This is a genomic window from Streptomyces luteolifulvus (assembly GCF_008806595.1).
GTDB classification, from domain to species: Bacteria; Actinomycetota; Actinomycetes; order Streptomycetales; family Streptomycetaceae; genus Streptomyces; species Streptomyces luteolifulvus.
Genome location: NZ_VZRB01000018.1, coordinates 1 through 21,020 on the forward strand (window position 1 = coordinate 1; position 21,020 = coordinate 21,020).

At 71.7% G+C, this 21,020-nt stretch carries 12 protein-coding genes; 2 read left to right on the forward strand and 10 right to left on the reverse strand.

Annotated features, from left to right (window positions below; genetic code table 11):
- Positions 1 to 712, reverse strand: a 712-nt coding sequence (locus tag F7R91_RS24130; protein ID WP_150951206.1) for a maltotransferase domain-containing protein, incomplete at its 3' end; no start/stop codon positions are given.
- Between the two features lie 209 nt (positions 713 to 921).
- A complete protein-coding gene (locus F7R91_RS24135) occupies positions 922 to 2,127 on the reverse strand; it encodes a S8 family peptidase (protein ID WP_150951207.1) in 1,206 nt (401 codons plus the stop codon).
- A 279-nt stretch (positions 2,128 to 2,406) separates the two neighbouring features.
- Between F7R91_RS24135 and F7R91_RS24140 the strand changes: the two genes are divergently transcribed.
- On the forward strand, positions 2,407 to 5,025 hold the full coding sequence (locus tag F7R91_RS24140; RefSeq protein WP_150951208.1) for a glycosyltransferase family 1 protein: 2,619 nt from the start codon (positions 2,407 to 2,409) through the stop codon (positions 5,023 to 5,025).
- 97 nt (positions 5,026 to 5,122) lie between these two features.
- Here the strand turns inward: F7R91_RS24140 and F7R91_RS24145 are convergent, their stop codons facing one another.
- The 8 genes from F7R91_RS24145 to glgX all read right to left on the reverse strand — a co-directional run bounded on the left by F7R91_RS24145 (position 5,123) and on the right by glgX (position 19,504).
- Positions 5,123 to 5,641, reverse strand: coding sequence for a DUF1990 domain-containing protein (locus F7R91_RS24145; RefSeq protein WP_150951209.1), 519 nt, complete (start codon positions 5,639 to 5,641; stop codon positions 5,123 to 5,125).
- Positions 5,642 to 5,712: 71 nt separating this feature from the next.
- On the reverse strand, positions 5,713 to 7,380 hold the full coding sequence (locus tag F7R91_RS24150) for a M4 family metallopeptidase (RefSeq protein ID WP_150951210.1): 1,668 nt from the start codon (positions 7,378 to 7,380) through the stop codon (positions 5,713 to 5,715).
- A gap of 306 nt (positions 7,381 to 7,686) precedes the next feature.
- Complete coding sequence (locus F7R91_RS24155) at positions 7,687 to 9,726, reverse strand: M4 family metallopeptidase (protein ID WP_150951211.1); 2,040 nt, start codon at positions 9,724 to 9,726, stop codon at positions 7,687 to 7,689.
- A 290-nt stretch (positions 9,727 to 10,016) separates the two neighbouring features.
- Complete coding sequence (locus F7R91_RS24160; RefSeq protein WP_150951212.1) at positions 10,017 to 11,783, reverse strand: ABC transporter ATP-binding protein; 1,767 nt, start codon at positions 11,781 to 11,783, stop codon at positions 10,017 to 10,019.
- On the reverse strand, positions 11,780 to 13,519 hold the full coding sequence (locus F7R91_RS24165) for an ABC transporter ATP-binding protein (RefSeq protein ID WP_150951213.1): 1,740 nt from the start codon (positions 13,517 to 13,519) through the stop codon (positions 11,780 to 11,782). Before F7R91_RS24165 ends, F7R91_RS24160 begins: the two co-directional genes overlap by 4 nt.
- An 18-nt stretch (positions 13,520 to 13,537) precedes the next feature.
- On the reverse strand, positions 13,538 to 15,406 hold the full coding sequence (locus F7R91_RS24170; RefSeq protein ID WP_150951214.1) for an ABC transporter ATP-binding protein: 1,869 nt from the start codon (positions 15,404 to 15,406) through the stop codon (positions 13,538 to 13,540).
- Entirely contained in the window at positions 15,403 to 17,199 is a 1,797-nt protein-coding gene (locus tag F7R91_RS24175) for an ABC transporter ATP-binding protein (RefSeq protein WP_150951215.1), read from the reverse strand. The genes F7R91_RS24170 and F7R91_RS24175 overlap by 4 nt, the downstream gene beginning before the upstream one ends.
- 52 nt (positions 17,200 to 17,251) lie before the next feature.
- The gene (glgX, locus tag F7R91_RS24180) at positions 17,252 to 19,504 is read right to left on the reverse strand and encodes a glycogen debranching protein GlgX (RefSeq protein WP_150951216.1); all 2,253 of its coding nucleotides are present in this window, start codon (positions 19,502 to 19,504) and stop codon (positions 17,252 to 17,254) included.
- Positions 19,505 to 19,655: 151 nt separating this feature from the next.
- Here glgX and F7R91_RS24185 point away from each other — a divergent pair, with 151 nt between their 5' ends.
- Positions 19,656 to 20,882 (forward strand): L,D-transpeptidase, encoded by a 1,227-nt coding sequence (locus tag F7R91_RS24185; protein WP_150951217.1) that lies wholly within the window; start codon positions 19,656 to 19,658, stop codon positions 20,880 to 20,882.
- The last annotated feature ends 138 nt before the right edge of the window (positions 20,883 to 21,020 follow it).

Genomic DNA, 21,020 nt, shown 5'->3' on the forward strand with positions numbered 1-21,020 from the left:
AGGCGCCGTACAGCGCCCGCTCCCGCTCCACCAGCAGCTCCAGCGTCGGCGACGCGGTCACCAGCTCCCGCAGCGGATACCGGGCCAGCACCGCATCCACCTCCGGCGTCAACGCCGCCGCAAGGCGCGCCGCCGCCGGGCGGGTCTCGTCCCGGAGGGCGTCGACCGCTGCCCCGAGCACATCCCGTGCGCCCCCGTCCTTGGGAGCACCGGCGGCCGCCCGCTCGTACAGCCGCGCGCCCTCCTCCAGGACGAGATCCGTGTCCAGTCCCGCCGGGATCTTGATCTCGGCGTGGTGGCGCCAGGTGGTGACCGGGTCGCCCCAGGCCTCCACGGCGTACGTCCAGCGGCCCGGTTCGCCGACGGTGACGTCGGCTCCCCAGCGGTCGGTGCCGGGGGCGAGCTCCCGCATCGGGGTCCAGGGGCCGGTCCGGCCCCGGGGATCCGTCAGCACGACGTTGGCGGCGACGGCGTCGTGCCCCTCACGGAACACGGTGGCCGAGATCTCGAACGTCTCGCCGGTGACCGCCTTGGCCGGCCTGCGCCCGTGATGGACGACCGGCCGGACGTCGAGAACGGGTATGCGCCCGATGCCCGCGGGGCCGCCCGCGGAGGGTGGCTCCGGGGCCGGTGAGCCTGCGGGGACCTGGCGCACGGAGGGCGCCTCGGCGCTGGATGTCGGGGGTGCTGACGAGTGGTGCGTGGCGGGCATGACCGCTCCTGTCCGCGTCAACGTGGGTGGGCGGATGGCTATGGGGAGGTGGGTCCTGCGTGGTGTTGTGAAGTACCTGGGGGGTGATACGGGGGAGCCTTCCCACCCTATTCGGGTGGGCAATCCGGCACTTTGTTAACTACTCGCGCGTATGTCTACACACAAGATGGGCCCCGTTCGGGAGGAACGGGGCCGATCCTCGCACTCCATCATGACGAGCTCGTGACCTGCAGAAGTTTGTTCGGTGATCCGAGCCCCCGTCCGGACACCCTGCCGGTTGCCGCCCCGGCGACCAGCGCCCGGGAAACCTGGGCGGGTGTCGCCCTCGGGTGGCCGGCCAGGTAGAGCGCGGCCGCGCCCGCCGCGTGCGGCGTCGCCATCGACGTACCGGAGTAGGTCGCCCGGCCGGTGTCGCTCGCGTGGGACGCCGAGGTGATCGAGACGCCCGGGGCGAACAGATCGAGGGCCGAGCCGAAATTGGAGAAGCCCGCCCTGGCGTCCTTGCGGTCGGTGGCGCCGACGGTGATCGCCTCCCTCACGTCCGCGGGGGAGGAGAGGCCTGCCGGCAGCCCGTCATTGCCCGCGGCGACCGTGTAGGTGACACCGGACGCGATCGAGCTGCGTACGGCGGCGTCCAGCTGCGCGTTGTAGGAGCCGCCCAGACTGAGGTTGGCGACCGCCGGCTTCCTCGCATGCCGGGTGACCCAGTCGATGCCCGCGATGACCTGCGCGACCGTGCCCGCGCCCGCGGTGTCGAGGACGCGTACGGAGACCACCCTCGCCTTCTTGGCGACGCCGTACTTCGTGCCGGCGACGGTGCCGGCGACATGTGTGCCGTGGCCGTTGCCGTCCCCCGCCGATCTGTCGTTTCCGACGAAGTCCCAGCCGTGGCTCGCCCGGCCGCCGAAGTCCTTGTGGCTGATCCGGATGCCGGTGTCGATCACATACACCGTGACCCCGGCGCCCCCGGAGTCCGGCCAGGTGTACCTGCCGTTCAGCGGCAGCCTCGGCTGGTCGACACGGTCCAGGCCCCAGGACGGCGGGTTCTTCTGCGTGTGGTCCAGGCTCACGCGGGTGTCCTGGACGACCGAGGCGACCCGGGAGTCCGCCGCGAGCAGCCTCGCCTGTCTCGCGCCGGCCCTGACCGCGTAGCCGTTGAGCACCGTGCCGTAGGTGTGGCTGATGCGTGCCCCGTACTTCTCGGCGAGGCTCTTCCCGGCCGCCGAGGGAGCCTGCGTAGCCCCCTTCAGGGTCACCAGGTAACTTCCGCCGACGGAACCGGGCCGTCCGGCGCCGAACACCCGCCCCTCCGGTGCGGCCTGCGCGGGCAGGGCGATGGCCGACAGCGCCGCGGCACAGACCACCGCGGTCAGGCCCCCCGCCCGGCGCAGACGCCGTGTTCGCGTCCGTGCCATGGTGTGAGATCCCCTCCTCAGCTCGGCACACGCCGGCCGCGGTCCCCGTGCACTCGGCACGGCCGGATGCCTCTGTGCAGCCTCTCGTGTGCTGTGAGTCACCACAAGAACGCGTACGGGGTGGAATCGGCCGTATCGGATCAGTAGGCGTGGGTCGACACCGCCGGGCACCCGCCGCAACGCGCCGTGGTTCCCGGGCTCCCGCACCGATACCGTCGAAGGAGACGACGAGACGCACAGTGCGGTGCGTCCTCTTCCGCACGCCTGGAGAGGTGGCAAGTGAAGGCGATCCGTCGATTCACCGTCCGTCCTGTTCTCCCCGAACCGCTCAGGCCGCTCAGTGAGCTGGCCCGCAATCTGCGCTGGTCCTGGCACGCGGAGACCCGTGACCTCTTCCAGTCCGTCGACCCCGAGCTCTGGTCCGCCTGTGACGGCGATCCCGTGCGTCTCCTGGGCGGCGTACCGCCCCAGCGGCTCGCGGAGCTGGCCGAGGACCACCGCTTCCTGCGCCGCCTCACCGCGGTCGTCGACGACCTGAACGACTATGTGACGGGCGACCGCTGGTACCAGGACCAGACCTCCGAGCTGCCCGCGGCCGTCGCCTACTTCTCGCCCGAGTTCGGCATCGCGGCCGCCCTGCCCCAGTACTCCGGCGGCCTCGGCATCCTCGCCGGCGACCATCTCAAGGCGGCCAGCGATCTCGGTGTGCCGCTGATCGGCGTGGGGCTCCTGTACCGGCACGGCTACTTCCGCCAGACCCTGTCCCGGGACGGCTGGCAGCAGGAGCACTATCCGGTCCTCGACCCCAATGAACTGCCCGTCGCCCTGCTGAAGGAGCCCGACGGCACCCCGGCCCAGGTCTCCCTCGCCCTGCCCGGCGGCACAGGGCTGCACGCCCGGATCTGGCTGGCCCAGGTCGGCCGGGTTCCGCTGCTGATGCTGGACTCGGACGTCGAGGAGAACGACCTCGGCGAACGCGGGGTCACCGACCGGCTCTACGGCGGCGGCAGCGAGCACCGGCTGCTGCAGGAGATGCTGCTCGGCATAGGAGGAGTCCGTGCCGTGCGCACGTACTGCCGGCTCACCGGCCATGCCGAACCCGAGGTCTTCCACACCAACGAAGGACACGCCGGCTTCCTCGGTCTGGAACGCATCGCCGAACTGTGCGACCAGGGGCTGGACTTCGACTCCGCCCTGGAGGCGGTGCGCGCAGGCACCGTCTTCACCACGCACACCCCCGTCCCCGCCGGGATCGACCGCTTCGACCGCGAGCTCGTCGCCCGCCACTTCGGCCCCGACGCCGAACTCCCGCGCATCGACCTCGGACGCATCCTGAACCTGGGCATGGAGACCTACCCGGGCGGCGAACCCAACCTGTTCAACATGGCCGTGATGGGTCTGCGCCTCGGCCAGCGCGCCAACGGAGTCTCCCTGCTGCACGGCCACGTCAGCCGGGAGATGTTCTCGGGCCTGTGGCCGGGATTCGACCCCGACGAGGTGCCCATCACCTCCGTGACCAACGGGGTGCACGCCCCGACCTGGGTCGCGCCGGAGGTCTTCCGGCTCGGTGCCCGGCAGATCGGGGCCCAGCGCACCGAGGACGCCATGAGCGTGGGCGGCTCGGACCGCTGGGACGCGGTCGCGGAGATCCCCGACCCGGACATCTGGGAGCTGCGCCGCAACCTGCGCGAGCAACTGGTGACGGAGGTGCGCGAGCGGCTGCGCGCCTCCTGGCGGCAGCGCGGCGCCGGCACCGCCGAGCTGGGCTGGATCGACTCGGTGCTCGACCCCGACGTCCTCACCATCGGATTCGCGCGGCGTGTGCCGTCGTACAAGCGACTGACGCTGATGCTGCGCGACCGCGACCGGCTGATGGAGCTGCTGCTGCACCCGGAGCGGCCGGTCCAGATCGTCGTGGCGGGCAAGGCGCACCCCGCGGACGACGGCGGCAAGCGGCTCGTGCAGGAGCTGGTGCGCTTCGCCGACGACCCACGGGTCCGCCACCGGATCGTGTTCCTGCCCGACTACGGCATGGCGATGGCGCAGAAGCTCTACCCGGGCTGTGACATCTGGCTGAACAACCCGCTGCGGCCGCTGGAGGCCTGCGGCACGTCCGGCATGAAGGCGGCCCTCAACGGCTGCCTCAACCTCTCCGTACTGGACGGCTGGTGGGACGAGTGGTTCCAGCCGGACTTCGGCTGGGCGATCCCCACGGCCGACGGCTCCGGCACGGACGCCGACCACCGCGACGACCTGGAGGCCGCCGCCCTCTACGACCTCCTGGAACAGCGGGTGACCCCCCGCTTCTACGAGCACGGCCAGGGCGGTCTGCCCGACCGCTGGATCGAGATGGTCCGCCAGACCCTCACCCTGCTCGGTCCCAAGCTGCTGGCCGGCCGTATGGTCCGGGAGTACGTCGAGCGCCTCTACACGCCGGCCGCTCTCGCCCATCGCTCGATGGACATCGACTCGGCGCGCGAAGTCGCCGCCTGGAAGGCCAAGGTGCGCTCGGCCTGGCCCGGGGTGAGCGTCGACCACGTCGAGACGTCCGCGGCGACGGCCACCGCGGAACTCGGCACGACGCTGTCGCTGCGGGTGCTCGTGGCCCTCGGCGCGCTCCACCCCGACGACGTCGAGGTCCAGGTGGTCTCGGGCCGCGTCGATCCGGAGGACCGCATCGCCGACGCGTCGACCGTCCCGCTGAAACCGGCGGGCGGCCCCGACCACGAGGGGCGGTGGCTGTACGAGGGCCCGCTCTCCCTGGAACGCACCGGCCCGTACGGCTACACGGTCCGCATCCTCCCCGCCCACCGCCTGCTGGCATCGGGCGCGGAGATGGGCCTGGTGGCGGTGCCGTCGGAGGAGCTGGTGGAGGGGGCGGGAGTGCTGATGCGGTGAGCTGATGCGGAGCTGATGCCGCGGGGCCCGGCCGCATTCCGGACGGCCGGGCTCAGAGCGTGTGTCATGTCCCCGGCCCGGGACGCGACACACGCTCTCAGATCTTCTCGACGGGTGCGATCAGCTTGCGCAGTACGGTCCCGCACCGCCGTGCGTAGGCATGTTGCAGCCCCCGTGTCGCCGGGCCGCCCGCCCTGGCGTACCACTTCGCTGCTCGGCTGAACGCGTTCACGGTCAGCCAGACCGTGCCGTCGCCCGTGCGGTCCACGACGAACGACTCCTCGCCGCACTCCGGGTGTCCGGTCAGCGTGCCGTACGCCCATCCGGCGCGACGGGATTCCTCGACCGTCCACACCACCCGGCAGGGCGCCCTGATCACGCCGGCCAGGGTGACGGTGACATCCACGTCCACGGCCGCGCGGTCCGCGCTCGCGTCGATCCCGACGCCCATCGCGCGATGCATCTCCCAGGTGAGAACGGCCTCGGCGGCACGCCGGAAGACATCCCGGCCCTCGCCGATACGGGTGCGCACATGCAGGGGGTGGAAGCCCGGCGGGCAGAAGGCGCTGTCGCGGGTCGCGCCGACGTCGTCGTATGTGAAGGACGGCAAAGACATGGCACCCAAGGGTAGGGCGGCCCCCGGGAATGCCGTCGTCCCGGGGGCCGCCGTGTCAACGATGGTGACCGTCAGCCGACGTTGACCGCCGACCAGGCCGCCGCCACCGCCTTGTACTCCGTGCTGCCGGAGCCGTACAGGGCGGCCGCCGCGCTCAGCGTGCCGGTGCGGGCCGCCTTGTAGTTGGTCGTCGACGTGAAGTAGGTCGTCAGCGCCTTGTACCAGATCTGCAGCGCCTTGGCGCGGCCGATGCCGGTGACCGTGGAGCCGTTGGACGTCGGGGAGTTGTAGCTGACCCCGTTGATCGTCTTGGCGCCGCTGCCCTCCGCGAGGAGGTAGAAGAAGTGGTTCGCGACGCCGGACGAGTAGTGGACGTCCAGGTTGCCGACGGAGGAGGACCAGTTGTCCGCCGAGCCGCCGTCCTTGCTGGGCTTGTCCATGTAGCGCAGCGGGGTGCCGTCGCCGTTGATGTCGATCTCCTCGCCGATGAGGTAGTCACCGACGTCGTTGGAGTTGTTCGCGTAGAACTCCACGCCCGTACCGAAGATGTCGGAGGTCGCCTCGTTGAGACCGCCGGACTCGCCCGAGTACTCCAGGCCCGCGGTGTTGGAGGTGACACCGTGGCTCATCTCGTGGCCGGCCACGTCCAGCGAGGTCAGCGGGTTGACGTTGCCCTCGCCGTCGCCGTACGTCATGCAGAAGCAGTCGTCGTCCCAGAACGCGTTGACGTACGCGTTGCCGTAGTGGACGCGGGAGTAGGCCGCCACGCCGTTGTTCTTGATGCCGCTGCGCCCGAAGGCGGACTTGTAGAAGTCCCAGGTGGTCGCCGCGCCGTAGGCGGCGTCGACGGCCGCGGTCTGGTCGGCGGTCGAGCTGGAGGCCGCGCCGGTGCCCCAGACGTCGTCCGCGTCGGTGAACAGGGTGCCCGCGGAGGAACTGCTGCTGTGCTTCTTGTTGTACGTCTTGTGGCCGCCGCGCGTGGTGTCGTACAGCTGGTACGTCGAGCCCGACTTGGTGGTGTTGAGGCCGACCGTGCCCGAGTAGAGGCTCTTGCCGGTGCCGGTCTCGATGCCCTGGTACTCGTAGAGCTTCTTGCCGGTGGCGGCATCCGTGATGACGTGGAGCTCGTTCGGGGTGCCGTCGTCCTGGAGCCCGCCGACGACCGTCTCGTAGGCCAGGGTCGGCTTGCCGTCGCCCGCCCAGATCACCTTGCGCGGGGCCCGGTCGGCGGCGGGCTGCTCGGAGCCGGCGCTCTTCGCGGCGGTGAGCGCCTGCTTCTCGGCCTTGGCGGCGGCGATCTGCGGTGTCACGGAGGCGACCTTGATGGTGGCCTTGACCGCCTTCGTCACGCTTCTGGTCGCGCCGGACGCGGACTGGTGGACGATCAGGTCGCCGCCGAGGACGGGGAGACCGGCGTAGGTGCGCTCGTAGCGGGTGTGGACGGCGCCGTCGGCGTCCTTGACGACATCCTTGACGACCAGCTTCTCCTTGACGCCGAGGCCTATCTCCTGGGCCGTGCCTGCCGCGCCGGCCTGCTGCTGCTCGATGAGCGAGGTGCGGGCTGCCGCGGAGAGCTGCACCGGTGCGCCGGCGAGGGCGGCCGCCTTGCCGGCCGAGTCCGCCGGGACCTGGGCGGTGGCCGCGGTGGCGGTCAGTCCGGTGGTGAGCAGGGCTCCGGCGGCGACGACGGTCGCGATGGCCGTCGTGGTGCGCTTGTGACGCGCGTAGAGGTGGCTCACGCAAGCTCCTTATGTGGGGGAGTCCGCAGGGCGTGGGGTTGCCCGCGGAGATGGTGAAGTTGCTCAAGCGGCGTGAGGGAAGACTGACACTGGGGACGCGTACATGTCAGGACCCCGAAGTGATGTTGGCTCAAAGTCGACTACCGGGTGAAGATTGCCGGAATGTAAACGGGGCGGACCTCCGCAAAGCGCAGGTCAAGCGGCAACCAGACCCAGGCATGACCATGGCAAAAAGGCGCCGCCCCGGAGAGCCGTGTCTCCGGAGCGGCGCCCTGTCGGAGGTCTGGAACCCTCGGGCCGTACGGCCTACGGGAAGGTGAGCTTCCAGCTGTTGATGTAGCCGGTGTCCAGGGCCGCCTGGTCCTGGACCCTCAACTTCCAGGTGCCGTTGGCGACTTCGGAGGACGCGTTGACGGTGTACGTCTCGGTGACGTTGTCCGCGGAGTCCGAGCCGCTGAAGTTCTTCAGGCGGTACGCGGTCCCGTCCGGGGCCAGCAGATCGATGACGAGGTCACCGCGCCAGGTGTGCACGATGTCGACCCCGACCTGAAGGTTCGAGGGCGCGTTGCCGGTCCGTCCGGAGACGGTGACCGACGAGGTGACCGCCGCACCATTGTCCGGAATCGATACGTCGGCGGTGTTCTCGAAGGAGGTGCCGCCGCCACCGCCGCCGGGACGGGATCCGACCGCCACGCCGGCCCACGCGTGCTGCACCGCCGTGTACTCGGCGGACGTGGTGCCGTACAGCTCACCGGCCGCCGCCAGGGTGCCGGTGCGGGCGCCCGCGTAGTTGGTGTTCGAGGTGAACTTCGTGCTCAGCGCGCGGAACCAGATCTTCTCCGCCTTGGCCCGGCCGATGCCGGTCACCGGAAGCCCGTCCGAGGTGGGCGAGTTGTAGGTGACACCGTTGATCACCTTGGTGCCGCTGCCCTCGCTGAGCAGGTAGAAGAAGTGGTTCGCCGGACCCGAGGAGTAGTGCACGTCGATCGACCCGATGCCGGAGTACCAGCTGTCCTTGGACGCGCCGTCCTTGCTGGGCTTGTCCATGTAGCGCAGCGGCGTGCCGTCGCCGTTGATGTCGATCTCCTCGCCGATGAGGTAGTCACCGATGTCGGAGGAGTTGTTGGCGTAGAACTCGACGGTCGAGCCGAAGATGTCGGAGGTGGCTTCGTTCAGACCGCCGGACTCGCCGCTGTAGACGAGGCGCGCGGTGTTGGCCGTGACACCGTGGGTCATCTCGTGACCGGCCACGTCGATGGACGTGAGCGGATGGGTGTTGCCCGAGCCGTCGCCGTACGTCATGCAGAAGCAGCTGTCGGACCAGAAGGCGTTGACGTAGTTGTTGCCGTAGTGCACGCGGGAGTAGGCGCCGACGCCGTCACCCCGGATGCCCGAACGCCCGTGCACGTTCTTGTAGTAGTCCCAGGTGAGCGCGGCACCGTAGTGCGCGTCCGCGCCCGCGGTCTCCGCGTTGGACGGGTTGCCGTTGCCCCACACGTCGTCGGAGCCGGAGAAGAGCGTGCCGGTGCCGGAGGTGCCGCGGTTGAGGTTGTACGTCTTGTGGGCGCCGCGCGCGCCGTCGGTCAGGTTGTACGTCGACCCGGACTGCGTGGTGCCCAGCGTCACCGTGCCGCTGTACATGGTGTTGCCGGTGCCGGTCTCGATGCCCTGGTACTCGTAGAGCTTCTTGCCGGTGGCGGCGTCGGTGACGACGTGGAGCTCGTTCGGTGTGCCGTCCTTCTGGAGGCCGCCGACGACCGTCTCGTACGCGAGGGTCGGCTTGCCGTTCGCCGCCCAGATCACCTTGCGCGGCGCGCGGTCGGCGTCGGGCGACTTGGCGCCCGCGGCCTTCGCGGCGGACAGGGCCTGCTTCTCGGCCTTGGCGGCGGGCAGCGCGGCCGAGGTGGTGGCGGGCTTGATGGCGGCGCGGGTGGCCTTGCGGACGGCCTCGGTCCGGCCCGACTTGGCGGTGTCGACGATCAGGTCGCCACCCAGGACGGGCAGACCGGCATAGGTGCGCTCGTAGCGCGTGTGGAGGGTGCCGTTCGCGTCCTTGACGACGTCACGGACGACGAGCTTCTCCTTGGCGCCCAGGCCCAGGTCCTTGGCGGTGTCCGCCTTGGCGGCGTCGGCCTCGCGGATCAGCGCGGCGCGCTGGGCGGGGGAGAGCCTGACCGACTCCGACCCGGACACCGCCTTGCCCGACGGTGCCTGAGCCGGTGCGGCGGTGGCGGCTCCGGACTGGACGGCCGCGGCGATCAGGGCGGAGACGCCGACGAGGGCGACGGCCGCTGAGGTGCGGTACGGGGCGTGGGAGGTGCGTCTGCGAGAGGAACTGCTTCTCAACACTGACTCCTTCTGCGTGGCCGCGGGTCGCGCGGCCAGGGGAGACCGGTCGGCGGGTTCGGGCCGTCCGGGCAGAACGGGGTGTTGCGCGGAACCAGGTGCGACGGTGCAACCGCGGCACGGCAGTGGGAAGAGCTGTGGGGTTGCCGTGGGGCGGCCGTGGGAAGCGTGGCAGTAGACGGCGCTACCTGTCAGGAGCGCGTCAGAAAATTGGCCAGAAATGGTTCGTTGACCGGATGTTCATGTTCGATAAACGGACCATTCGGGGTGTCGTGACCTGCGGAAGCGGCTCAGCCGGAGGCCGGCCGCTCCCCGTGCCAGGAGTGCCACAGCGCCGCATACGCGCCGCCCGCCGCCACCAGCTCCTCGTGCGTGCCGAGTTCGGACAGCACCCCGTTCTCCATCACGGCCACACGGTCCGCGTCATGCGCGGTGTGCAGCCGGTGGGCGATGGCGATGACGGTACGGCCCTCGAGCACGGCGGCCAGCGCCCGCTCGGTGTGACGCGCCGTCGCCGGGTCCAGCAGGGCGGTGGCCTCGTCGAGGATCAGGGTGTGCGGGTCTGCCAGCACCACGCGGGCGAGGGCGAGTTGCTGGGCCTGCGGGCCGTCGGTACGCCGGCCTCCGTCCCCCAGCCCGGTGTCGAGACCCTCGGGCAGCTCCCGCACCCAGTCGGCGGCGCCGACCGCGTCCAGGGCGGCCCACAACGCCTCGTCCGTGGCGGCGGGTTCGGCGATCAGCAGATTGTCGCGCAGTGTGCCGACGAAGACGTGATGTTCCTGGGTGACCAGAACCACCTGACGGCGCAGCTGCTCGGGACCGAGACCGACGACGGGTACCCCGCCCACCGTCACCGTGCCCGCGGTCGGCGCGTCGACGCCCGCCAGCAGCCGGCTCAGCGTGGTCTTCCCGGCGCCGGACGGGCCGACGACCGCCAGCCGCTCCCCGGGCCGCACGGTCAGGTCGACCCCGTGCAGCACCTCGCCCCCACGGCCGTAGGTGTAGCGCACGCCGGTCACGTCGATCAGGTCGTCCGCCGGAGCGGGGGAGCCGCCGGTCCCGGCCCGCGGTGCCCTGGCCAGCCCCTCCACGCGGGCGAAGGAGGCGCCGCTGCTCTGCAGTTGCTCCACCCGGATCAGGATCTGGTCGAGGGGTTCGCTCAGCTGCCGCAGATACAGGGCCGCCGCCACGACCGCGCCCAGGCTCATCGCGTCCCGCGCGTGCAGCACCCCGCCGACCACCAGCACCGCCGCCACCGGGACGATGTACGACACCTCCACCACCGGGAAGAACACCGAGCGCAGGAACAGGGTGTGCAACCGGGTGCGCCGGGATGTCTCCAGGGCGTCCCGGCTCGCGGCGACGCGGCGGTCCGCGAGCCGCAGCGCCTCGACCGTGCGGGCGCCGGACGCGGTGGCCGCGACGATCTCGGCGACGTCCGAAGTGGCCGCGCCCTCGGCGAGATAGCCGTCCCGCGCGCGGCGAAGGTACCAGCGCAGCACGCACCAGATCGGCGTCAGACCCAGCACCCCGACGACGCCGAGCAGCGGGTCCAGCACGAAGACCGCGACGAGTGCGAACAGCAACTGCACGGTGTTGATGAGCAGTTCGGGCCCGGCGTCGCGCAGGGTGGTCCCGACCGTTGCCACATCGGCGGTGCCGCGCGCCGTCAGATCGCCGGTGCCCGCCCGCTCCACCACCGACGCGGGCAGCGCCAGCGTCCGGTCGACGAACTCCTCGCGCACCCGCGCCAGCGTCCGCTCCCCGAACCGGTGACCCACGTACCGGGCCCAGCGCGCCAGCAGCAGTTGCGCCAGCGAGCACAGCAGGATCCACAGCGCCAGCCGGTCCACGGCCCGTACCCCGCCCCCGCCGCGGACGTCGTCGATGATGCTCCCCAGCAGCCAGGGCCCGGCCAGCCCGGCAGCGGCGGCCAGCGCGTTGAGCGCGAGCACGACGCCGAACGCCCGCCGGTCGGCACGCACCAGCCGGAAGGCCGCCTTCCGTACGTCGGCCGGTCCGGCGACGGGCAGTTGGCCGGAAGTGTGTGTGCTCACCGTACGGTCTCCTCCGTCGCCTCGGCGGCCTCCGCCGCCTCCTCCTCGACGTCGCGCGCCACCAGCGCCCGGTATCCGGGCTCCCCAGCCAGCAGCTCGCGGTGGGTGCCGGTGGCGGCCACCTTGCCGTCGACGAGGTACTGGACGGTGTCCGCGCGGTCCAGCACGAGGGGGGACGTGGTGGTGACGACGGTCGTACGGCCGCTGCGCGCGGCCCGCAGCCGTTCGGCGACCAGCGCCTCGGTGTGGGCGTCGAGCGCCGAGGCCGGCTCCACCGCCAGCAGCACCTCCGGGTCCGCCAGCAGCGCCCGGACCAGCCGTACGCGCTGACGCTGCCCGCCGGAGAGATTGCGGCCCTGCGCGTCCACCTGGGAGTCGAGGCCGTCCGGCAGGCCCCGCACGATGTCCTCGGCGACAGCCGTGTGCACGGCCCGTGCCAGTTCCGCCGCCTCGCGCTCCCGCCGCCCGCCCGCCAGCTCGCGCAGAGTGCCCGCGAACAGGTCGGCCTCGTGGTCGGCGACCAGGACGCGCTCCCGGATCTGCGGCAGCGCGATCTCGTCCAGCGGCACCCCGCCCCAGGTCGCCGCCGACGGGACGTACCGGCCGAGCCGGTCGACGACGGCCGCGGAGTCGGCGGGGCGGGCCGCGGCCAGCGCGGTCAGCCGCCCCGGCAGCACCCTTACGCCGGACTCCGGGTCGTGCAGCACGGCCGGCTCCGCGGGCGCGTCCCGGCTCCCGCGGTCCTCCATCGGCTCCAGGCGCAGAAACCGTACGACGCGCCGCGCGGAGACCAGACCGCGGCTGATCTGGTAGCCGCACTCGACCCAGAACGCCACCGGCATCACCAGGACCGCGACATAGCCGTACACCGACACCAACTCGCCCACGGAGATGTCCCCCTGGGCGGCCAGCCGGGCCGCGAGCCAGGTCACCACCGCGAGGAACAGCGTCGGCAGCCCCACCCCGAGGGCCTGGACCCAGCTGGTCACCGCCCCGACCCGGTACCCCTGCGCCCGGAGCCGCTGCGAGTCCCGCCGGAAGGCCTCGCCGAACAGCGCCTTGCCGCCCAGGCCGTTGAGGACCCGCAGCCCGCCCGCGAGGTCGGCGATGCGCGCCGTCAGCACGCCCTGCCGCTCCCGGTACTCCGTCTCGGCGCCCTGAAGGCGTGCGAGCAGCGGCCCGACGAGCACCACGATCAGCGGTATCCCGAGCAGGACGACGGCGGCGATCAGAGGCGAGACCGACACCAGCAGCCCGGCGACCACCAGATAGGCGATGACCGCGCCGACCCCGGGGCCGACGACGGTCAGCGACTGGGCGATCGTCTGCACATCGCCCACCCCGATCGTGACGACCTCCCCGGCCCCCACCCGGCGCGGCAGCGCGGCACCCAGCCGGACCGCCTGCCCGACGACCACCTTGACCGTGCGGAAGTTGGCGTCCATCCGCACCCGGGTCATGGTGCGGTGCCGCATGATGCTCAGCCAGGCGTTGAACGACCCCACCGCCAGCAGCGCGAGGCACCAGCCCGCGAGCGCCCCGAGGTCACCGGGCTCCAGCCCCTCGTCGATGGCCCGGGCCATCAGATACGGCGTCGCCGCCAGCAGCACCATCCAGCTGCTGCCCAGCAGCGCTCCCGCGGCACAGCGGCCGGGCTGGCGCTTGACGAGCCACCACAGATACCGCGCGCCGCCGCGACAGTCGGGTGTCCCCGGATCCTCGTAGGCGTCGATCATTCGTCCCCCCGTGCGGTCTCACGCCAGGCTGTCCCGCCAGGCCCGGTGCAGATCCGCGAACCGGCCGGTGCCCGCGATCAGTTCGGCCGGGCTGCCGTCCTCCACGATCCGTCCGTGCTCCATCACCAGGACCCGGTCCGCGATCTCGACGGTGGACAGCCGGTGCGCGATCACGACCGCCGTGCGCCCGCGCAGCACCGTCGTCATCGCCCGCTGCACGGCCCGCTCGCCCGGGATGTCGAGCGAGCTGGTCGCCTCGTCGAGGATCAGCACGGCAGGATCGGCGAGCAACGCCCGCGCGAACGCCACCAGCTGGCGCTGACCGGCCGAGATACGGCCGCCCCGCTTGCGTACGTCCGTGTCGTAGCCGTCGGGCAGCGCGCTGATGAAGTCGTGCGCGCCGATCGCCTTCGCGGCCCGCTCGATCTCCTCCCGGGTCGCGTCCGGGCGGCCGATCGCGATGTTCTCGGCGACCGTGCCGGAGAACAGGAACGCCTCCTGCGTCACCATGACCACCCCGCGCCGCAGTTCGGGCACGGCGAGCTCGCGCAGATCGACTCCGTCGAGCAGGACCCGGCCGTCGGAGGCGTCGTAGAACCGGGCGAGCAGCTTGGCCAGCGTCGACTTGCCGGCGCCGGTCGAGCCGACGACCGCGACGGTCTGCCCGGCCGGGATCGTCAGGTCGAAGCGGGGCAGGACCTCGCCGCCGGTGCGGTAGGCGAACCGCACCCCGTCGAAGACGACCTCGCGGCCGGGGTGCTCCGACGCCGGCGGCGGAAGCTCCCGGGGAGCGGACGGCTCGGGCACGGACGGCGTCTGGGCCAGCAGCCCGGCGATCTTCTCCAGCGAGGCCGCCGCCGACTGGTACGAGTTGAGGAACATGCCGAGCCGGTCGATGGGGTCGTACAGCCGGCGCAGATACAGCACCGCGGCCGCCAGCACGCCCAGCTCCAGCGTGCCGCCCGCCACCCGCTGGGCGCCCCACAGCACGATCACCGCGACGGCCGTGTTGGCGACCAGCCGGGAGCCGGTGACATAGCGGGCCATCTCCAGGAGCGCATCGCCGTTGGTCCGCTCGTGCCGCCGGTTCAGGACCCGGAAGCCGGCGTCGTTGACGGCCTCGCGGCGGAACGTGCGCACCGGGCGGATGCCGTTCATCGTCTCCACGAACTTGACGATGACGGCCGCGATGGCGGTCGACCGCACCCGGTACACCCGCCCCGCCCGCCGCTGGTAGACCCGGACCAGGAGGTGCAGCGGAACGAACGACGCCACCGCGACCGCGCCGAGCCCGAGGTCCAGCCAGAGCAGCATCGCCGAGATGTAGACGAAGGACACGACGACCGAGACGAGCTCCTGGAGCCCTTCCTCGAGCAGCTCGCGCAGTGACTCCACGTCCGTCGTGGAACGGGAGATGAGCCGGCCCGAGGTGTAGCGCTCGTGGAAGTCGACGCTGAGCGCCTGGGCATGCCGGAAGATCCGGCCGCGCAGATCCAGCAGCACGTCCTGGTTGACGCGGGCGGAGGCGAGGATGAACGCGTACTGCAGCGCCCCGGAGGCCACCGCGCACAGCAGATAGCCCACGGCCACCGCGATCAGCGGCCCGTGGTCGGCTCGGCGGAACGCCGGTACGGCGGTGTCGATGGCGTACGCCACCAGCAGCGGGCCCGCCTGCACGGCCGCCTGCTGGAGCAGCAGCAGGAGCGTGGTGACGGCCACCCGGGCCTTCATCGGGGCGAGCAGGGACCGCAGCAGAGCACCGGTGGCGCCCGGTGCCGTGGGCAGGGCGTCCCGGTCGAAGGGATCGCCTGCGGCAGGCTCCTCGGGGCGCGGGAGGTCCTGCTCGTCGTCGGGGGCGGTGGCGGAGGTTGTGGTGGGCGCGGTCATCGCTCGTCCTCCTGCTTCCCGGACTCCTCGCCGGACATGAGATGGGCGTACTCGGCGTTGGTGCGCAGCAGTTCGTGATGGGTGCCGACGGCGGTGACGCGGCCTCCGGAGAGCAGGGCGACGCGGTCGGCCAGCAGCACGGTCGACGGGCGGTGCGCCACGATCAGGGCCGTGGTGTCCGCGAGGACGTCCCGCAGCGCGGCCTCGACGGCCGCCTCCGTGTGCACGTCCAGCGCGGACAGCGGGTCGTCGAGCACGAGGAACCTCGGTCTGCCGACGACGGCTCTGGCCAGCGCGAGACGCTGCCGCTGCCCGCCGGACAGGCTCAGGCCCTGCTCGCCGACCTGGGTGTCGGTGCCCTGCGGAAGGGCGTACGCGAAGTCCGCCTGGGCCACCGCCAGCGCGCGGTGCAGCTCCGCCTCGCCCGCGCCCTCCCCGGCGCCCATGAGCACGTTGTCGCCGACTCCGGCCGAGAAGAGGGTGGGTTCCTCGAAGGCGACGGCCACCTGGGAGCGCAGCTCCTCGCGGGACATGGCGGTGATGTCCCGCCCGTCCAGCGTGATCCGGCCCGACGTCACCTCGTGCAGCCGGGGGATCAGGGCGGTGAGCGTGGTCTTGCCGCTGCCGGTCGCGCCGACGAGGGCCATCGACTCGCCCGGCCGGATGTGCAGGTCGATGCGGTCGAGGACGGGCCGGGAACCGGCGGGGGCGTCCGGGTAGCGGAAGGTGACCCCGCACAGGCGCAGCCCGCTGTCCCGCTCGGCCTCGGACGCCGCGGAACGCGCCGGCGTCTCCGGCTCGGCGTCCATCACCTCGAAGTACCGTTCCGTGGCCGTCGCCGCCTCCTGGCTCATCGCCAGCAGGAAGCCGATCGAGTCCACCGGCCAGCGCAGCGCGAGCGCCGTGGACAGGAACGCCACCAGCGTCCCCGTCGACAGCTCGCCGTCGGCCACTTGAACGGCTCCCAGGACCAGCGCGGCCCCGATCGCCACCTCCGGAAACGCGACGATGACGCCCCAGATGGCCGCCAGCAGTCGCGCCTTGCGCAGCTCCGTCCCGCGCAGCGTCCGGGACAGCTCCCAAAACGCCCGCGCCTGGCTGCGGTGCCGCCCGAAGCCCTTGATGATCCGGACCCCCAGCACGCTCTCCTCGACGACCGTGGTCAGATCGCCCACCTGGTCCTGAGCGAGCCGCGCCACCTCGGCGTACCGCCGCTCGAAGATCACACAGGTGACGATCACGGGGAGGGCCGGACCTAGGATCACCAGCCCGAGCGTCCAGTCCTGCAGCAGCATGATGATCACGCCTGCGAGGATGGTCACCCCGTTGACCAGCAGGAACGTCAGCGGAAAGGCAAGGAACATCCGCACCAGCATCAGGTCCGTGGTCGCCCGGGACAGCAACTGCCCCGAGGCCCACCGGTCGTGGAAGGCGACCGGCAGCCGCTGGAGATGCCCGTACAGGTCCGCCCGCATCTCCGCCTCGACATGCGACAGCGGCCGTGCCACCAGCCAGCGCCGCAGCCCGAACAGCAGCGCCTCCGCGAACCCGAGCAGCAGCAGATACAGGGCGCCCAGCCACACCCCGGCCGGATCACGGTCGGCGACCGGCCCGTCCACCATCCACTTCAGGACGAGCGGGATCACCAGCCCGAGACACGACGCGACGATCGCGACGAAGGCCGCGGTGAACAGCCGCACCCGCACGGGCCGGACGTACGGCCACAGGCGCAGCAGCGTGCGTACGGCGGAACGGCGGGCCTGGTCCTTGGTGGTTGCACGTGTCGAGGGCATCACGAGCGAGCCTACGGATTGCCACTGACAACGCCCACTGAGTTTTGGCCTCTCAGCCCACCCGGAGCAGCAGCACCGCCCGCGCCGGAACCGTGATCGCCGCCCCCGCCCGGTGGACGACATCCGGTGCCTCCGCCTGCTCCTCGCGCGAGGTGTCGACGACCACCTCGTACCGTTCCGCCCAGGGCGGCCCCGGCAGCACGAAGCTCGCCGGACGGTCCCCGGCGTGCAGGACGGCGAGGAAGCTGTCGTCCACGATCGGCGCGCCCCGCTCGTCGCGGCCCGGGATGTCCCGCCCGGACAGATACATCCCGAGCGTGGCCGCGGGCGCGTACCAGTCCCGTTCCGTCATCTCGGTGCCCCGCGCGGTGAACCAGGCCAGGTCCCGCAGCCCGTCCGCCGAGTGCGCCCGCCCGGAGAAGAAGGCCCGGCGGCGCAGGACCGGGTGCCGGTGGCGCAGCGCGATCAGCCGGGAGGTCAGGTCGAACAGCGCCTTCCAGCCCGGCTCCTCCAGCAGTCCCCAGTCCAGCCAGCTGATCTCGTTGTCCTGGCAGTACGCGTTGTTGTTGCCGCGCTGCGTGCGCCCCAGCTCGTCGCCGGCCACCAGCATCGGCACGCCCGTCGACAGCAGCAGCGTGGTCAGCAGGTTCCTCAGCTGGCGGCGCCTGAGCGCCCGTACCCGCTCGTCGTCCGTCTCGCCCTCGGCCCCGCAGTTCCACGCGCGGTTGTCGTCCGAGCCGTCCCGGTTGCCCTCGCCGTTGGCCTCGTTGTGCTTGCGTTCGTACGACACCAGGTCGCGGAGGGTGAAACCGTCGTGCGCGGTGACGAAGTTGACCGAGGCATAGGGCCGGCGGCCGCCCCAGGCGTACAGGTCGCTCGACCCCGACAGGCGGTAGCCGAGATCCCGTACGTCCGGCAGGGCGCCCCGCCAGAAGTCCCGGACGGCGTTGCGGTAGCGGTCGTTCCACTCCGTCCACAGCGGTGGAAACGCGCCGACCTGGTAGCCCCCGGAGCCCACGTCCCACGGCTCGGCGATCAGCTTCACCCGGCGCAGCACCGGGTCCTGCGCGATCACCGCGAGGAACGGGGACAGCATGTCGACGTCGTGCATGGAGCGGGCCAGCGCGGCGGCCAGGTCGAAGCGGAAGCCGTCCACGCCCATCTCCGTCACCCAGTACCGCAGCGAGTCCGTGATGAGCCGCAGCACATGCGGCTGCACGACGTGCAGGGTGTTCCCGCAGCCCGTGTAGTCCGCGTACCGCCGCGCGTCCGACTGGAGCCGGTAGTACCCCCGGTTGTCGATGCCCTTCAGGGACAGCGTGGGGCCCAGTTCGCCCGCCTCCGCCGTGTGGTTGTAGACCACGTCGAGGATGACCTCGATCCCGGCCGCGTGCAGCGCGCCGACCATGCGCTTGAACTCGCCGACCTGCTGGCCGGTGGTCCCGGAGGCCGCGTAGGCGGCGTGCGGGGCGAAATAGCCGATCGAGTTGTAGCCCCAGTAGTTCTTCAGCCCCTTGCGCAACAGATGGTCCTCGTGGGCGAACTGGTGCACCGGCAGCAGTTCCACGGCCGTCGCGCCCAGCTTCACCAGGTGCTCGATCGCCGCCGGGTGGGCCAGGCCCGCGTAGGTGCCCCGGAGCTCCTCGGGAATTCCCGGGTGGAGCCTGGTGAAGCCCCGGACGTGCAGCTCGTAGATCACCGAGTCCGCCCACGGCGTCTTCGGCCGGCGGTCGTCCGTCCACTCGTCCTCGGGCGCGTCGTCATGGACGACGACGCCCTTCGGGACGTACGGCGCCGAGTCCCGGTCGTCGCGCACGGTGTCCGCCACCTGCTGCTGGGGCCAGTCGCGCACATGCCCGTACACCTCCGGCGGCAGGCTGAAGTCGCCGTCCACCGCGCGTGCGTACGGGTCGAGGAGCAGCTTCGCCGGGTTCCAGCGGCCGCCCGTCCACGGGTCCCAGCGGCCCTGCACCCGGTAGCCGTACCGCTGTCCCGGCATCACGCCCGGCACGAAGCCGTGCCAGATCTCGTGCGTCAGCTCGGTCAGCCTCGCCCGGGTCTCCCGGCCGCTCTCGTCGAACAGGCACAGCTCCACCGACTCCGCCCCGCCCGCCCACAGCGCGAAGTTGGTGCCCGCCACCCCGTCCGGACCGACCCGGAAACGGGCGCCCAGCGGCATCGGCGCACCCGGCCACACCGGTACGCCCGGCGCCCTGTGCCGCACGCCGTTCACGACGGCGGCAGGGCGCCCCTCCCCGGCGGCGCGCCCCTCGGCCACCGCCTCCTGCTCGGCTGCGCTGGACACCGATCAGCCTCCCACGGCTCGTGGGGCGACCCGAAAAGGCGTGCACGGCATCCCGGCCGCGGCTCCCCGTCGCGTCGTCCTCCCCAGTGTTCTGCCCAGACCTTGGGTCGCACTCACGTTTCCCCAGGGGAGCCCGGTCGTTGGGCACCTCGTGAGGCATGCACAAGGGCGCGCACGGCGCGCGAGGGCCGCACTGGCCGTCGTACTGACATGGGCAGGACTGCTGGCCGGAGCCGCCGGCTGTACCTCGGACGGCACCGGCGGCTTTGACCGGCTGTTCGGTAAACCCCCGGCATCCGAGGACGCGATCCGCATCTCACCGCACGACGGCAGCAAGGGCGTCCCGTCCCGCCGGACCCTCCGGGTGGAGGTGCCCAGCGGGCGCCTGGAGTCGGTGAAGGTCGTCAAGTACCAGGACGCGCAGGAGTCCCCGGTGCCGGGGCACCTCTCCGAGGACGGCCTGAGCTGGGAGCCCGACCGGGCCGGGCTCGCGCCGGCCGCCGAGTACACGGTCGACGCGGTGGCCCTCGACGGCCACGGGCGGCGCTCCGCACGGCACACCACCTTCACGACACAGGTCCCCGACAAACGCTTCATCGCCTACGTCACCCCCGAGAACCGCTCCACGGTCGGCACCGGAATGATCGTGTCCCTGGTGTTCAACCGGGGGATCCGGAACCGTGCCGCGGTCGAGCGCGCCGTCCGTGTGACCGCGCAGCCGCCCGTCGAGATCCGCCCCCACTGGTTCGACCGGGCCCGCCTCGACTTCCGCCCCGAGCGGTACTGGAAGCCCGGCACCAAGGTCACCGTCTCCCTGCGGCTGAGGGACGTCGAGGGATCGCCCGGCGTCTACGGGCTCCAGTACCGGACGTACTCCTTCACCATCGGCCGCAGCCAGGTCTCGCTGGTCGACGCGGCCCGGCACACCATGCAGGTCCGGCGGGACGGCGCCCTGCTCGCCACCGTGCCGATCACCGCCGGCGCCCCCAAGACCACCACGTACAACGGCAGGATGGTCGTCACCGAGATGCTCGAGGTGACCCGGATGAACAGCCGCACGGTCGGCTTCGGCGGCGAGTACGACATCCCCGACGTCCCGCACGCCATGCGCCTGACCGATTCCGGCACCTTCCTGCACGGCAACTACTGGGCGCCGGACGCCCCCGGCAACGCCAATGTCAGCCACGGCTGTGTGGGGCTCAGGGACGAGAAGGGCGGCGGCTCGGACACGCCCGCGGGCTGGTTCTTCGACCGCAGCCTCATCGGCGATGTCGTCGAGGTCGTCCACAGCAAGGACAAAAGGGTCGCTCCCGACAACGGGCTCGGAGGGTGGAATATGAGCTGGAAGGAGTGGAAGGCGGGCAGTGCGGTGAAGTAACCCGACACAGGGGCGGGTTGTCCCCACTTTCCGTTGAAGTTGGGACTGAACGGTGACAATCATGAGGCTCCGACGCCCCTGGCCTTGTGGTTACTATGCGCCGAGCGCGCGGGAGACGCGCCGGGGTGCGGGCCTGAC

Coding starts and splice junctions, on each gene's coding strand:
- F7R91_RS24135 (WP_150951207.1), bottom strand. CDS start 2,127: ATGGCACGGACGCGAACACGGCGTCTGCGCCGGGCGGGGGGCCTGACC.
- F7R91_RS24165 (WP_150951213.1), bottom strand. CDS start 13,519: ATGATCGACGCCTACGAGGATCCGGGGACACCCGACTGTCGCGGCGGC.
- F7R91_RS24145 (WP_150951209.1), bottom strand. CDS start 5,641: ATGTCTTTGCCGTCCTTCACATACGACGACGTCGGCGCGACCCGCGAC.
- F7R91_RS24170 (WP_150951214.1), bottom strand. CDS start 15,406: ATGACCGCGCCCACCACAACCTCCGCCACCGCCCCCGACGACGAGCAG.
- F7R91_RS24175 (WP_150951215.1), bottom strand. CDS start 17,199: ATGCCCTCGACACGTGCAACCACCAAGGACCAGGCCCGCCGTTCCGCC.